Origin of the sequence: Vibrio sp. 1159 (assembly GCF_033340395.1) — a bacterium.
Taxonomy (GTDB): Bacteria; Pseudomonadota; Gammaproteobacteria; order Enterobacterales; family Vibrionaceae; genus Vibrio; species Vibrio alginolyticus.
Window position 1 is genome coordinate 1 of the sequence record NZ_JAWOWL010000051.1, and the last position, 14,243, is coordinate 14,243.

At 45.6% G+C, this 14,243-nt stretch carries 10 protein-coding genes and 1 pseudogene; 10 read left to right on the plus strand and 1 reads right to left on the minus strand.

Annotation, left to right across the window (positions count from 1 at the left end; genetic code table 11):
• The 9 genes and pseudogenes from R7127_RS24515 to rpoC form a co-directional block, all read left to right on the plus strand.
• Positions 1-71, plus strand: a pseudogene (locus R7127_RS24515) (elongation factor Tu); the annotation flags it as partial.
• Between the two features lie 266 nt (positions 72-337).
• Complete coding sequence (gene secE, locus R7127_RS24520) at positions 338-718, plus strand: preprotein translocase subunit SecE (protein ID WP_005384680.1); 381 nt, start codon at positions 338-340, stop codon at positions 716-718.
• 13 nt (positions 719-731) lie between these two features.
• Positions 732-1,280 (plus strand): transcription termination/antitermination protein NusG, encoded by a 549-nt coding sequence (gene nusG, locus R7127_RS24525; protein ID WP_005384681.1) that lies wholly within the window; start codon positions 732-734, stop codon positions 1,278-1,280.
• Between the two features lie 164 nt (positions 1,281-1,444).
• Positions 1,445-1,873: a 50S ribosomal protein L11 gene (gene rplK / locus R7127_RS24530; protein ID WP_005384682.1), complete on the plus strand. Its 429-nt coding sequence runs from the start codon at positions 1,445-1,447 to the stop codon at positions 1,871-1,873.
• Positions 1,874-1,877: 4 nt separating this feature from the next.
• Positions 1,878-2,579 carry a 50S ribosomal protein L1 gene (gene rplA / locus R7127_RS24535; RefSeq protein ID WP_005384683.1) on the plus strand — a complete coding sequence of 234 codons (702 nt, stop codon included), beginning with the start codon at positions 1,878-1,880 and terminating at the stop codon, positions 2,577-2,579.
• Between the two features lie 293 nt (positions 2,580-2,872).
• Positions 2,873-3,367 (plus strand): 50S ribosomal protein L10, encoded by a 495-nt coding sequence (rplJ, locus tag R7127_RS24540; RefSeq protein ID WP_005382538.1) that lies wholly within the window; start codon positions 2,873-2,875, stop codon positions 3,365-3,367.
• 57 nt (positions 3,368-3,424) lie between these two features.
• Entirely contained in the window at positions 3,425-3,793 is a 369-nt protein-coding gene (rplL, locus tag R7127_RS24545) for a 50S ribosomal protein L7/L12 (RefSeq protein ID WP_005382540.1), read from the plus strand.
• 252 nt (positions 3,794-4,045) lie between these two features.
• Positions 4,046-8,074: a DNA-directed RNA polymerase subunit beta gene (gene rpoB / locus R7127_RS24550; RefSeq protein ID WP_005384685.1), complete on the plus strand. Its 4,029-nt coding sequence runs from the start codon at positions 4,046-4,048 to the stop codon at positions 8,072-8,074.
• Positions 8,075-8,178: 104 nt separating this feature from the next.
• A complete protein-coding gene (gene rpoC, locus R7127_RS24555; protein WP_318142136.1) occupies positions 8,179-12,381 on the plus strand; it encodes a DNA-directed RNA polymerase subunit beta' in 4,203 nt (1,400 codons plus the stop codon).
• A 173-nt stretch (positions 12,382-12,554) separates the two neighbouring features.
• Here rpoC and R7127_RS24560 read toward each other — a convergent pair whose 3' ends face one another.
• Positions 12,555-13,046 (minus strand): Rsd/AlgQ family anti-sigma factor, encoded by a 492-nt coding sequence (locus tag R7127_RS24560; protein WP_005382515.1) that lies wholly within the window; start codon positions 13,044-13,046, stop codon positions 12,555-12,557.
• A gap of 177 nt (positions 13,047-13,223) precedes the next feature.
• Here R7127_RS24560 and nudC point away from each other — a divergent pair, with 177 nt between their 5' ends.
• Positions 13,224-14,021 (plus strand): NAD(+) diphosphatase, encoded by a 798-nt coding sequence (gene nudC, locus R7127_RS24565; RefSeq protein ID WP_005382516.1) that lies wholly within the window; start codon positions 13,224-13,226, stop codon positions 14,019-14,021.
• Positions 14,022-14,243: the final 222 nt, after the last annotated feature.

A 14,243-nucleotide genomic window follows, 5' to 3' on the forward strand; every position in this document is an offset into this window, starting at 1 on the left:
GTCTACGTTTCGCGATCCGTGAAGGTGGCCGTACAGTAGGTGCTGGTGTTGTTGCTAAGATCTTCGACTAATTCATAGCGAATTAGCGATGCTTTCGGAAAATCTTGAATTAGATTTGACGAACCAGTAGCAAAAAGGGCATCATTTGATGCCCTTTTTCTGCACTCAACATTATTTTTGCTGTTTTCTTGTTCAGAAGTGGGTTGGGCGCAGAGCAAGATTAAGCAAAGAGGCTTAATCTTAAGAAGAGTACGCTGATTTTTTCAGCGATATGGAGTTTGCCCTGCAACAGCGGGGTTGTTGTCGTCTATATTAAGACTTGTAACAGGTTGGTTTTATGAAAGCAAATAATGCTGAAACTCCTGATAGCTCAAACGCAGCAGATACGTTTAAGTGGGTAGCCGCTTTCGTATTGGCAGCTGCCGCTGTTGTGGGTAATTACCTGTATGGTGAAATGTCTGTAGTGGTTCGTGCTGCAGGCGTTGTTGTTCTTATTGCAGCTGCCTTAGGCGTTGCAGCAACAACGACTAAAGGTAAAGCAGCGATCAGTTTTGCAAAAGAATCTCGTATGGAAGTACGTAAAGTTGTTTGGCCTACTCGCCAAGAAACCATGCAAACAACACTGATCGTTTTAGCTGTAAGTATTGTAATGGCTCTAGTGCTATGGGGTATTGACGGAATTATGGTTCGTCTAGTAGCTCTAGCAACTGGGGTATAGAGGGTTTTTATTCATGAGTGAAGCTCCAAAAAAACGCTGGTATGTGGTTCAAGCCTTCTCTGGATTTGAAGGTCGTGTAGCTCAATCTCTGCGCGAGCATATCAAAATGCACGGCATGGAAGAGCTATTCGGTGAAGTACTGGTTCCTACTGAAGAAGTAGTGGAAATGCGCGCGGGTCAGCGTCGCAAATCTGAGCGTAAGTTCTTCCCAGGTTACGTCCTTGTTCAGATGATTATGAACGATGAATCATGGCACCTAGTACGCAGTGTGCCGCGTGTCATGGGCTTCATTGGTGGTACCTCAGACCGTCCGGCACCTATCACGGATAAAGAGGCTGACGCGATTCTTAATCGTCTTGAGAAAGCGAGTGAAGCGCCTCGTCCGCGTACAATGTACGAAGCGGGTGAAGTGGTACGTGTTAACGAAGGTCCATTTGCTGACTTCAACGGTACTGTTGAAGAAGTGGATTACGAGAAGAGCCGCCTGAAAGTGTCTGTATCGATCTTTGGTCGTGCGACACCAGTTGAGCTTGAATTTGGTCAGGTTGAAAAGCTGGACTAAGACTCTTCGTCAAAGAGTATAAAAAATCACCTTTTTAGGGTTGTATAAGGCGCGGATTATGACTATAATTTCGCGCCTTTTTACTTCAAGTGAAGTAAAAAGTTTCTTACACAAACGGGGAGCTGATCCGCGATTAGCGTTTGTACCCAAACTTAGGAATTATCATGGCTAAGAAAGTTGAAGCTTACATCAAGCTACAAGTTGCTGCTGGTATGGCTAACCCTAGTCCACCAGTAGGTCCTGCACTAGGTCAACACGGTGTGAACATCATGGAATTCTGTAAAGCGTTCAACGCAAAAACAGAATCTATTGAGAAAGGTCTACCAACTCCAGTAGTTATCACAGTATACAGCGACCGTTCTTTCACGTTCGTAACTAAGACTCCACCTGCTGCTGTTCTTCTTAAGAAAGCTGCTGGCGTTAAGTCTGGTTCAGGTCGTCCAAACACTGAAAAAGTTGGTACTGTAACTGACGCTCAAATCCAAGAAATCGCAGAAACTAAAGCTGCTGATATGACTGGTGCTGACATCGAAGCGATGAAGCGTTCTATCGCTGGTACTGCTCGTTCAATGGGCCTAGTGGTAGAGGGTTAATAAGATGGCAAAACTAACTAAGCGCATGCGCGTAATCCGCGAAAAAGTTGACGTAACTAAAGAATACGAAATCAACGAAGCTGTTGCTCTTCTTCAAGAACTAGCGACTGCTAAATTCGTTGAGTCTGTAGACGTTGCTGTTAACCTAGGCATTGATGCTCGTAAATCTGACCAGAACGTACGTGGTGCAACTGTACTACCTCACGGTACTGGCCGCGAAATCCGCGTTGCAGTGTTCACTCAAGGTGCTAACGCTGAAGCAGCTAAAGAAGCTGGCGCAGACATCGTAGGTATGGAAGATCTTGCTGAGCAAGTTAAGAAAGGCGAAATGAACTTTGACGTAGTTGTTGCTTCTCCAGATGCAATGCGCGTTGTAGGTCAACTAGGTACTATCCTAGGTCCTCGCGGTCTTATGCCAAACCCTAAAGTTGGTACTGTAACTCCTAACGTTGCTGAAGCAGTTAAAAACGCTAAAGCTGGTCAGGTTCGTTACCGTAACGACAAAAACGGCATCATCCACACTACTATCGGTAAAGCAAACTTCTCTGCTGAGCAGATCAAAGAGAACCTAGAAGCACTTCTAGTTGCTCTGAAGAAAGCTAAGCCATCTTCAGCGAAAGGTACTTTCCTGAAGAAAGTAAGCATCTCTACTACTATGGGTGCTGGTGTTGCTGTTGATCAGGCTAGCCTGAACACTCAAGCATAATTTATTTGCTTAGGCGCAAAATTAGTGTATAATTTTGCGCCTAATATTTGTGGTTGGGGCTGAACTTTGGTTCTTTGAACTGTCTCCTAGTTCGAAATGAATTAAGACCCAGTCTCCGTCCAAGACCGTAGGTGTTTGTGTAAAAGCAAACTTAATTATCCTACGTAGATGGTGCCCGAACTGACAGAAAGCTCTATGTAATATAGTTAACTTTCTTCTGGGGAAGCACCTCAATAGCTCTCACTGTCGTGATGATAGTGAGTGGTGTAACGACAACCAGGAGTAAATCCAAGATGGCTTTAAACCTTCAAGACAAAAAAGCAATTGTTGCTGAAGTCAACGAAGCTGCCAGTGGTGCACTTTCTGCAGTTGTAGCTGATTCTCGTGGCGTTCAAGTTGGCGCGATGACTTCTCTACGTAAACAAGCTCGTGAAGCTGGCGTTTACATGAGAGTTGTTCGTAACACTCTTGCTCGTCGTGCGGTTGAAGGTACTGAGTACGAGTGTCTAACTGACACTTTCACTGGTCCTACTCTAATCGCATTCTCTAATGAGCACCCAGGTGCTGCAGCGCGTCTTTTCAAAGACTTCGCTAAAGAGAACAAAGATTTCGAGATCAAAGCTGCTGCATTTGAAGGCGCTTTAACTGACGCTGAAGTACTAGCAACACTACCAACTTACGACGAAGCAATTGCACGCCTAATGATGTGCATGAAAGAAGCTTCGGCTGGCAAGCTGGCGCGTACTATCGCAGCTATCCGCGATCAAAAACAAGAAGCAGCGGCATAAGCCTTGCTTTTTACTGGTTGCTTAATAAACTTATTGTTGACTTAAAAGAGAATTGTTATGTCTATTACTAACGAGCAAATCCTAGACGCAGTTGCAGAAATGTCTGTAATGCAAGTTGTTGAACTAATCGAAGCAATGGAAGAGAAATTCGGTGTTTCTGCTGCTGCTGCTGTTGTAGCTGGCGGCGCTGCTGCAGGCGAAGCTGCTGCTGAGCAAACTGAATTCGACGTAATCCTAGAAGCTGCTGGCGGTAACAAAGTTGCTGTAATCAAAGCAGTACGTGGCGCAACTGGCCTAGGTCTTAAAGAAGCTAAAGCTCTAGTAGACGGCGCTCCAGCACCTCTTAAAGAAGGTGTTGAGAAAGCAGAAGCTGAAGCTCTTAAAGCTCAGCTAGAAGAAGCTGGTGCAACTGTTGCTGTTAAGTAATTATTGCATAGTTTCTTAGCCTAACGGCTAATTGGCTGGTGGTTTTTTAACCACCGGCCTTTTTGCGCTGTAGGGTATAGGCGAATTTTCCCGCTGTTTAAGCGCCTGATATCCATGCAAAAAACATTTCATTCTTACGAAATGAAATGTCACTACAGTAAACAGCTATATTAGTCACTGTCCCTTACCCCCCTTAAGTAACTAGGAGCGGGCGGACAGTTTGGGTCACTTATCAGCGAGCTGAGGAACCCCATGGTTTACTCTTATACCGAGAAAAAGCGCATCCGTAAGGACTTTGGTACTCGTCCACAAGTTTTGGACATTCCATACCTGCTATCGATCCAGCTCGATTCGTTCGACAAATTTATCGAACAGGATCCTGAAGGTCAATACGGTCTTGAAGCCGCTTTCCGTTCTGTATTCCCGATTCAGAGCTACAACGGCAATTCTGAGCTGCAATACGTTAGCTACCGTCTTGGTGAGCCAGTTTTTGACGTTAAAGAATGTCAAATCCGCGGTGTAACTTACTCAAAGCCACTACGTGTAAAACTACGCCTAGTTATCTTTGATAAAGACGCGCCAGCAGGTACTGTAAAAGACATTAAAGAACAAGAAGTCTACATGGGTGAAATTCCACTCATGACAGACAATGGTACCTTCGTAATCAACGGTACCGAGAGGGTTATCGTATCCCAGCTGCACCGAAGCCCAGGCGTGTTCTTCGACAGCGATAAGGGTAAGACCCACTCTTCAGGTAAAGTTTTATACAACGCACGTGTTATTCCTTACCGTGGTTCATGGCTTGATTTCGAGTTTGATCCTAAGGATAACTTGTACGTTCGTATCGACCGCCGTCGTAAGCTACCAGCATCGATCATCCTTCGAGCACTAGGTAAGTCGACAGAAGAAATCCTAGATATCTTCTTCGAGAAAGTGAACTTCGAAGTGAAAGACCAAACTCTATTGATGGAGTTAGTTCCGGATCGTCTACGTGGTGAAACTGCGTCATTCGACATCGAAGCAAATGGTAAAGTTTACGTTGAGCAAGGTCGTCGCGTAACAGCTCGTCATATCCGCCAACTAGAAAAAGATGGTGTTGATCACATCGAAGTACCAGTTGAGTACATCGTAGGTAAAGTTGCATCAAAAGATTACATCAATGAAGCAACAGGCGAGATCATTGTTAACGCTAACCAGGAAATCAGCCTGGAAGCACTAGCGAACCTATCTCAGGCTGGCCACAAAGCGCTAGAAGTTCTATTCACGAACGATCTAGACCACGGTCCATTCATGTCAGAAACACTACGTATCGACAGCACGGTTGATCGTATTTCTGCATTGGTAGAAATCTACCGCATGATGCGCCCTGGTGAGCCGCCAACAAAAGAAGCTGCAGAAGCTCTATTCGAAAGCCTCTTCTTCTCTGAAGAGCGTTACGATCTATCGACTGTTGGTCGTATGAAGTTCAACAGCTCTATCGGCCGTGAAGATGCTCAAGAGCAAGGCACACTTGATGAAACTGATATCATCGAAGTGATGAAGAAGCTGATCGCGATCCGTAACGGTAAGGGCGAAGTGGACGATATCGACCACCTAGGCAACCGTCGTATCCGTTCTGTAGGCGAAATGGCTGAGAACCAGTTCCGTGTAGGTCTAGTACGTGTTGAGCGTGCAGTTAAAGAGCGTCTAAGCCTAGGCGATCTTGACGCAATCATGCCTCAAGACTTGATCAACGCGAAGCCAATTTCTGCGGCAGTTAAAGAATTCTTTGGCTCTTCACAGCTTTCACAGTTCATGGACCAAAACAACCCGCTATCAGAAGTAACGCACAAGCGTCGTATTTCTGCGTTGGGTCCTGGCGGTCTAACTCGTGAACGTGCTGGCTTCGAAGTACGTGACGTACACGTAACTCACTACGGTCGTCTATGTCCTATCGAAACGCCTGAAGGTCCAAACATCGGTCTGATCAACTCTCTATCTGCGTTTGCGCGTTGTAACGAGTACGGTTTCCTAGAGACACCATACCGTCGCGTTGTAGATGGCGTAGTAACAGACGAAGTGGATTACCTATCTGCAATCGAAGAAGGCCAATTCGTTATCGCACAGGCGAACGCTAAGCTAAACGAAGATGGTACTTTTGCAGATGAGCTGATCACAGCTCGTCAGAAAGGTGAATCTGGTCTACACCCTCGTGAGCACGCTCAGTACATGGACGTTGCGACAAACCAGGTTGTATCTATCGCTGCATCGCTTATCCCGTTCCTAGAACACGATGATGCGAACCGTGCATTGATGGGTGCGAACATGCAACGTCAGGCAGTTCCAACACTGAAAGCTGACAAACCGCTTGTTGGTACTGGTATTGAACGTAACGTAGCAGTTGACTCAGGTGTAACTGCAGTTGCGAAACGTGGTGGTGTAATCCAGTCAGTAGATGCTTCTCGTATCGTTGTTAAAGTTAACGAAGAAGAGCTAGTACCAGGTGAAGCTGGTATCGACATCTACAACCTGACTAAATACACACGTTCTAACCAGAACACATGTATTAACCAGCGCCCATGTGTGATGCCAGGTGAGCCTGTATCACGCGGTGACGTTCTTGCTGATGGTCCTTCAACAGACCTTGGTGAACTAGCGCTTGGTCAAAACATGCGTATCGCGTTCATGCCTTGGAACGGTTACAACTTCGAAGACTCGATCTTAGTATCTGAGCGCGTAGTTCAAGAAGACCGTTTCACGACTATCCACATCCAAGAACTGACTTGTGTGGCGCGTGATACTAAGCTTGGTTCTGAAGAGATCACAGCGGATATTCCAAACGTAGGTGAGTCTGCTCTGTCTAAACTAGACGAGTCAGGTATCGTTTACATCGGTGCTGAAGTTAAGGGTGGCGACATCCTAGTTGGTAAAGTTACACCTAAAGGTGAAACTCAGCTAACGCCTGAAGAGAAGCTACTACGTGCAATCTTCGGTGAAAAAGCATCTGACGTTAAAGATACTTCACTACGTGTACCTAACTCTGTATCAGGTACGATCATCGACGTTCAAGTCTTTACTCGCGATGGCGTAGAGAAAGACAAGCGTGCGCTTGAAATCGAACAGATGCAGCTTAAAGAAGCGAAGAAAGACCTAACTGAAGAATTCCAGATTCTTGAGGGCGGCCTTCTAAACCGTGTTAAAGCTGTATTGATTGAAGGCGGTTACTCTGAAGCGAAACTAGACACAACTGATCGTAAGAAGTGGCTAGAACTAACGCTAGAAGATGACGCACTACAAACTCAGCTTGAGCAACTTGCTGAGCAGTGGGATGAGCTAAAAGCCGACTTCGATAAGAAGTTCGAAACTAAGCGTCGTAAGATCACTCAAGGTGATGATTTAGCACCTGGTGTACTGAAGATCGTTAAGGTTTACCTAGCGGTTAAACGTCGCATTCAGCCTGGTGATAAGATGGCGGGTCGTCACGGTAACAAGGGTGTAATCTCTAAGATCAACCCTGTTGAAGACATGCCATACGATGAGAAAGGTCAGCCTGTAGACATCGTACTTAACCCACTGGGTGTACCTTCGCGTATGAACATCGGTCAGATCCTAGAAGTACACTTAGGTCTGGCAGCGAAAGGTATCGGTGACAAGATCAACCAGATGGTTAAAGAGCAGCAAGAACTAGCGAAATTCCGCGAGTTCCTACAAAAAGTTTACGATCTAGGCGACACTCGCCAGAAAGTAGACATTGCTTCTCTATCTGATGATGAAGTACGTACTCTGATCAAGAACTTGCGTGGCGGTCTACCAATCGCGACTCCTGTATTTGATGGCGCTCCAGAAGAGTCAATCAAAGCACTTCTTGAGCTAGCAGATCTACCAACATCAGGTCAGTTAACACTGTTTGATGGTCGCACAGGTGATGCGTTTGAGCGTCCTGTAACTGTTGGTTACATGTACATGCTGAAACTGAACCACCTTGTTGATGACAAGATGCACGCTCGTTCAACTGGTTCGTACAGCCTAGTAACTCAGCAGCCACTAGGTGGTAAAGCTCAGTTCGGTGGTCAGCGTTTCGGTGAGATGGAAGTATGGGCACTAGAAGCATACGGTGCTGCTTACACGCTACAAGAAATGCTAACGGTTAAGTCGGATGACGTTAACGGCCGTACTAAGATGTACAAGAACATCGTAGACGGTAACCACAGCATGGAACCTGGCATGCCAGAATCGTTCAACGTACTGTTGAAAGAGATCCGCTCGCTAGGTATCAACATCGAGCTAGAAGACGAAGAGTAATCCTTTTCTCTCTTGATGAAAGTCGAGAGAATCAAAGCGATTATTTGGAAGAAGGTGCTCACTTTAGCAAGTGAGCTCCTTTTAACTCCTTACAGGAGCTGATTGTGAAAGACTTATTAAACTTTCTAAAAGCACAGCATAAGACCGAAGAATTTGATGCAATCAAAATCGGTCTATCTTCACCAGACATGATCCGTTCATGGTCTTTCGGTGAAGTTAAAAAACCTGAAACGATCAACTATCGTACGTTCAAACCTGAACGCGATGGTCTGTTCTGTGCGCGTATCTTTGGTCCAGTTAAAGACTACGAATGTCTTTGTGGTAAGTACAAGCGCCTGAAGCACCGTGGTGTTATCTGTGAGAAGTGTGGTGTAGAAGTTACACAAACTAAAGTTCGTCGTGACCGTATGGGCCACATTGAACTGGCTTCACCAGTAGCTCACATCTGGTTCCTAAAATCGCTACCGTCTCGTATCGGTCTACTAATGGATATCCCTCTACGTGATATCGAACGCGTTCTGTACTTCGAAATGTACGTAGTAACAGAGCCTGGTATGACTGATCTAGAAAAAGGTCAGATGCTTACTGAAGAAGAGTATCTAGATCGTCTAGAAGAGTGGGGCGACGAGTTCACTGCTAAGATGGGTGCGGAAGCTATCAAGGACCTACTAGGTTCTATGGATATGCACGCTGAAGCAGAACAAATGCGTGAAGAGTTAGAGACAACAAACTCTGAAACTAAGCGTAAGAAAGTAACTAAGCGTCTTAAGCTGGTAGAAGCGTTCATCGCATCGGGTAACAACCCTGAGTGGATGATCCTAACTGTACTTCCAGTACTTCCGCCAGATCTACGTCCTCTAGTACCTCTAGATGGCGGTCGCTTTGCGACTTCTGATCTTAACGATCTATACCGTCGTGTGATCAACCGTAACAACCGTTTGAAGCGTCTTCTAGAGCTAGCTGCTCCGGACATCATCGTACGTAACGAAAAACGTATGCTGCAAGAGTCTGTTGATGCGCTACTAGATAACGGTCGTCGTGGTCGTGCGATCACAGGTTCTAACAAGCGTCCTCTGAAATCTCTTGCTGATATGATCAAGGGTAAACAAGGTCGTTTCCGTCAGAACCTTCTAGGTAAACGTGTAGACTACTCTGGCCGTTCTGTAATCACAGTAGGTCCATACCTTCGTCTACACCAGTGTGGTCTTCCTAAGAAGATGGCACTTGAGCTATTCAAACCATTCATCTACAGCAAGCTAGAGACTCGTGGTCTTGCGACTACAATCAAAGCTGCTAAGAAAATGGTAGAGCGTGAAGAAGCGGTCGTTTGGGATATCCTAGACGAAGTAATCCGTGAACACCCAGTACTATTGAACCGTGCACCGACACTTCACCGTCTAGGTATTCAGGCGTTCGAACCAGTACTGATCGAAGGTAAAGCGATTCAGCTACACCCACTTGTTTGTGCGGCGTACAACGCGGACTTCGATGGTGACCAAATGGCGGTTCACGTACCTCTAACTCTAGAGGCACAACTTGAAGCTCGTACTCTGATGATGTCGACAAACAACATTCTGTCGCCAGCGTCAGGTGATCCGATCATCGTACCTTCTCAGGACGTTGTATTGGGTCTGTACTACATGACTCGTGAAAAGATCAACGTGAAAGGTGAAGGCATGTACCTTTCTGGCCCAGAAGAGGCTGAGAAAGCATACCGCACTAAACAAGCTGAGCTTCACGCACGCGTTAAAGTACGTATTACAGAAACTGTTGTAGACGAAGATGGCAACAGCACTACAGAAACCAAGATGGTAGACACCACTGTTGGTCGTGCAATGCTATGGCAAATCGTGCCAGCTGGTCTACCGTACAGCATCGTTAACCAAAAGCTAGGTAAGAAGCAAATCTCTAACCTACTTAACGAGGCGTACCGTAAACTAGGTCTGAAAGACACAGTAATCTTCGCTGACCAAATCATGTACACAGGTTTCGCATACGCGGCACTTTCTGGTGTATCTGTTGGTATCGACGATATGGTTGTACCAGCAGCTAAGTACACTGAAATCGCAGAAGCGGAAGAAGAAGTACGTGAAATCCAGGAACAGTACCAATCAGGTCTTGTTACTGCGGGCGAACGCTACAACAAAGTTATCGATATCTGGGCATCGACCAACGACCGTGTTGCGAAAGCAATGATGGAAAACCTTTCATCTGAAACGGTAGTTAACCGTGACGGTGAAGAGGAACAGCAAGAGTCATTCAACAGCATCTACATGATGGCGGACTCGGGCGCTCGTGGTTCTGCAGCACAGATTCGTCAGCTTGCGGGTATGCGTGGTCTGATGGCGCGTCCAGATGGTTCAATCATCGAAACACCGATCACAGCGAACTTTAAAGAAGGTCTGAACGTACTTCAGTACTTTATCTCAACGCACGGTGCTCGTAAGGGTCTTGCGGATACGGCACTGAAAACAGCGAACTCGGGTTACCTAACTCGTCGTCTAGTAGACGTTGCTCAAGACGTTGTTGTAACTGAACATGACTGTGGCACTCACGAAGGTGTCGACATGATGCCTCACATCGAGGGTGGTGATGTTAAAGTTGCACTTTCTGAGCTTGCTCTTGGTCGTGTTGTTGCTGAAGACGTACTAAAACCTGGCACTGAAGACGTTCTTATTCCACGTAACACCCTGATCGATGAGAAGTGGTGTCAAATCATGGAAGAGAACTCAGTAGACAGCATGAAAGTGCGCTCTGTAGTAACGTGTGATTCTGACTTCGGTTGTTGTGCACAATGTTACGGTCGTGACCTAGCACGTGGTCACCTAGTGAACCAAGGTGAAGCAGTGGGTGTTATTGCTGCTCAGTCTATCGGTGAGCCAGGTACACAGCTAACGATGCGTACGTTCCACATCGGTGGTGCGGCATCGACAGCAGCGGCAGAGAACAGTGTTCAAGTTAAGAACAACGGTTCTATCAAGCTACACAACGCTAAATCTGTATTGGCTGATGACGGTAAGATCGTTATCACTTCTCGTGCGACAGAGTTAACTATCGTTGATGAGTTTGGTCGTACTAAAGAGAAACACAAACTGCCTTACGGTACGCTACTAAGCAAAGGCGATGGTGATACAGTTCAAGCTGGCGAAACAGTTGCAAACTGGGAAGCGCACACACTACCTATCATTACCGAGGTAGCAGGTCGCATCCAGTTCGTAGATATGATCGACGGCGTAACAGTATCTCGTCAAACTGATGACCTAACTGGTCTATCTTCAAGCGAAGTAACTGACCCAGCAGCTCGCCCTTCAGCAGGTAAAGATATGCGTCCAGCTATCAAACTTGTTGACGAGCAAGGTAACGATGTAATGATCCCTGGTACTGATATGCCAGCTCACTACTTCCTACCTGGTAAAGCGATTGTGAACATCGAAGATGGCGCAGCAGTAGGTGTTGGTGCGACACTAGCACGTATTCCTCAGAAGTCTGGCGGTAACAAAGATATCACCGGTGGTCTTCCACGAGTTGCTGACCTATTTGAAGCACGTAAGCCGAAAGAGCCTGCAATCCTTGCTGAGCACACAGGTACTGTGAGCTTTGGTAAAGAGACGAAAGGTAAACGTCGCCTAGTGATCACACGTGAAAGCGGTGAAGCTTACGAAGAGATGATTCCTAAGCATCGTCAGTTGAACGTATTCGAAGGTGAAAAAGTTGAACGTGGTGATGTGATCGCAGATGGTCCAGAGTCTCCACATGACATCCTACGTCTACGTGGCGTACACGCGGTAACGCAGTACATTGCTAACGAAGTACAGGAAGTTTACCGTCTACAAGGCGTTAAGATTAACGATAAGCACATTGAAACTATCGTTCGTCAGATGCTACGTAAGTGTACTATTACCCACTCTGGTGACTCTGAGTTCCTACCTGGTGAACAGATTGAGTACTCACAAGTTAAGGTTGCTAACCGTAACCTAGAAGCTGAAGGCAAAGAGCCTGCACGTTTCGAACGTGAACTACTAGGTATTACTAAAGCATCTCTAGCGACTGAGTCGTTCATCTCTGCGGCATCGTTCCAGGAGACAACTCGCGTACTAACAGAAGCTGCGGTTTCTGGTAAGCGTGATGACCTACGTGGTCTGAAAGAGAACGTAATTGTTGGTCGTCTGATCCCAGCTGGTACTGGTTTCGCATACCACCAAGAGCGTCAAGCTAAACGTTCTGAAGCGCAAGATGGTCCTTCTGCTGAGCAAGCAACGGATAACCTAGCGGCACTTCTAAACGCTGGTTTCTCTTCTGAAGAGTAAGTCATATAACGAGTAATCGTTAAAAGCTTAAGAAAAAGGCACCTTCGGGTGCCTTTTTAGTTTTTTATACTGCTTTGTTCTTCCGGTGGGATTTTCGATAAAGCTAGAAACAAAAAAGACCGACGATGATCGTCAGTCTTTTCTCTCACTCTATTTCTGAATGTTTGCAAATACTAAGCTCCAGGTGGCATAGACAGGCTTTCTGCGATTTGCTGTATCAGATAGTCCTCGACTTCAAAGCGAGTCTCAAGAATTTCCCCAATGAGACACATATCAGAATCGAAATCATTTAATTCATCATCTTCAGTCACTTCTGAGTACTTATCGTTAAAGTTCAATAATGGTTCAGTCGTTAGAACAATTTGACCATAGGTTTGATTGATCTCATTAGTCACGACAAAGCCGGTTGCTTTCCAACGGTCCATAACCATGTCATAAATTTTAAAGTGGCCTTCGGAGATGTAATCAACGAGGTGCTGACAGAAATCCTGCAGTTCGGAAGGAGATGGGAGTTCAATAACATTGGTTTTCGAACAAGGTTGCAGCGCTGCAAGCTTACAATATTCAACAATCAGGGATTGTCGTGTCTCTAACCAGTGATCAATGACATCACTTGAGCCACCCCACTGGTCTTGTGTTTGTTTGAATTTTCTTAGCATGACCATGCCCTCATGATCTGATCGCCCATCGGCGAACGTATCCTTTGCAAAGCAAAGTTAGTAAAGTTATTACAAACTCTTGTCCTTACTAGAATTTAGAGTGCACATTTACTTAACGATAAACTCTAGTATGAAATTAGATTGCCAGTAAAATGAACGAACTTCAAGCAAAGGGATGGTGTAATGTTAAGAAAAGGTGATGTTAACCGCGCGATAAATGCATACTGGTGTGTTGTTGCAGGAAGTGAAATTTGGCTGGTGGATGGTGCTGTGCCCTTCGGGTCTGCAGAGCAGTTATCACTGCCAGTAACGAGTGCAAGACCCATTGGTGAGTATTCTGGTTCGCCCGTCATGTGGCTTAACTTGGCCGATTTAGAGCATGATCTACCTTTAGTATCCCTGCGTGACTGCCTGCATTTTCCTGAGCCATTATTTATGTTGTTAAGTAAAGCTGTGCAATATGGGCACATGACGCAAAGTTTGCGCTTTTGTCCACAGTGCGGAGGAAGAAACTTTCTTAATAATAACCAGTTAGCCATGCAGTGTGGTGAATGTCGCACCCTTCATTATCCTAGAATATTTCCGTGTATTATCGTTGCTGTACGTAAAGAAAATCAGATCTTATTAGCCCAACATCCAAGGCATCGAAATGGTATGTATACGGTTATTGCGGGTTTTCTAGAAGTCGGTGAGACATTAGAAGAGTGCGTGGCTCGAGAAATTCATGAAGAAACGGGAATTCTCGTTAAAAATATTCGTTACTTTGGCAGCCAGCCTTGGGCTTTCCCATCCAGTATGATGATGGGGTTTTTAGCTGACTATGAATCCGGAGAGTTAAGCCCAGACTACACTGAGCTGTCTGATGCACAATGGTTTGGTATCGACGAGATGCCGCCTGTTGCGCCTAAAGGAACGATTGCAAGAGCACTTATCGAACAAACGCTGAAAGATATAGACTCTAATTGTCTGATAAATAGATAAAAAAAACCCTCCGAGAGGGAGGGGGTAAGTAAGATGTCGTTATGAGATGCTGAGTACTAAGTACTCAGTTTATAATTGTAGTTTTCGCTAGCGAACAAATTTTTAACACTGATACCGATTGGGTGCAAATTAAGCATTGATTTAAAAGTTAATAACTTGATCCAGGTTGCAAAGCACACAGCTATTGGACTTAAATCAGTGATAGAATACCCCCTTTCACAG

Excerpts from the sequence above, each read along its gene's own strand:
- rplL (WP_005382540.1), top strand. The coding sequence starts at position 3,425 with ATGTCTATTACTAACGAGCAAATCCTAGACGCAGTTGCAGAAATGTCT.
- rpoB (WP_005384685.1), top strand. The coding sequence starts at position 4,046 with ATGGTTTACTCTTATACCGAGAAAAAGCGCATCCGTAAGGACTTTGGT.
- nusG (WP_005384681.1), top strand. The coding sequence starts at position 732 with ATGAGTGAAGCTCCAAAAAAACGCTGGTATGTGGTTCAAGCCTTCTCT.
- R7127_RS24560 (WP_005382515.1), bottom strand. The coding sequence starts at position 13,046 with ATGGTCATGCTAAGAAAATTCAAACAAACACAAGACCAGTGGGGTGGC.
- rplA (WP_005384683.1), top strand. The coding sequence starts at position 1,878 with ATGGCAAAACTAACTAAGCGCATGCGCGTAATCCGCGAAAAAGTTGAC.
- nudC (WP_005382516.1), top strand. The coding sequence starts at position 13,224 with ATGTTAAGAAAAGGTGATGTTAACCGCGCGATAAATGCATACTGGTGT.
- rplJ (WP_005382538.1), top strand. The coding sequence starts at position 2,873 with ATGGCTTTAAACCTTCAAGACAAAAAAGCAATTGTTGCTGAAGTCAAC.
- rplK (WP_005384682.1), top strand. The coding sequence starts at position 1,445 with ATGGCTAAGAAAGTTGAAGCTTACATCAAGCTACAAGTTGCTGCTGGT.
- secE (WP_005384680.1), top strand. The coding sequence starts at position 338 with ATGAAAGCAAATAATGCTGAAACTCCTGATAGCTCAAACGCAGCAGAT.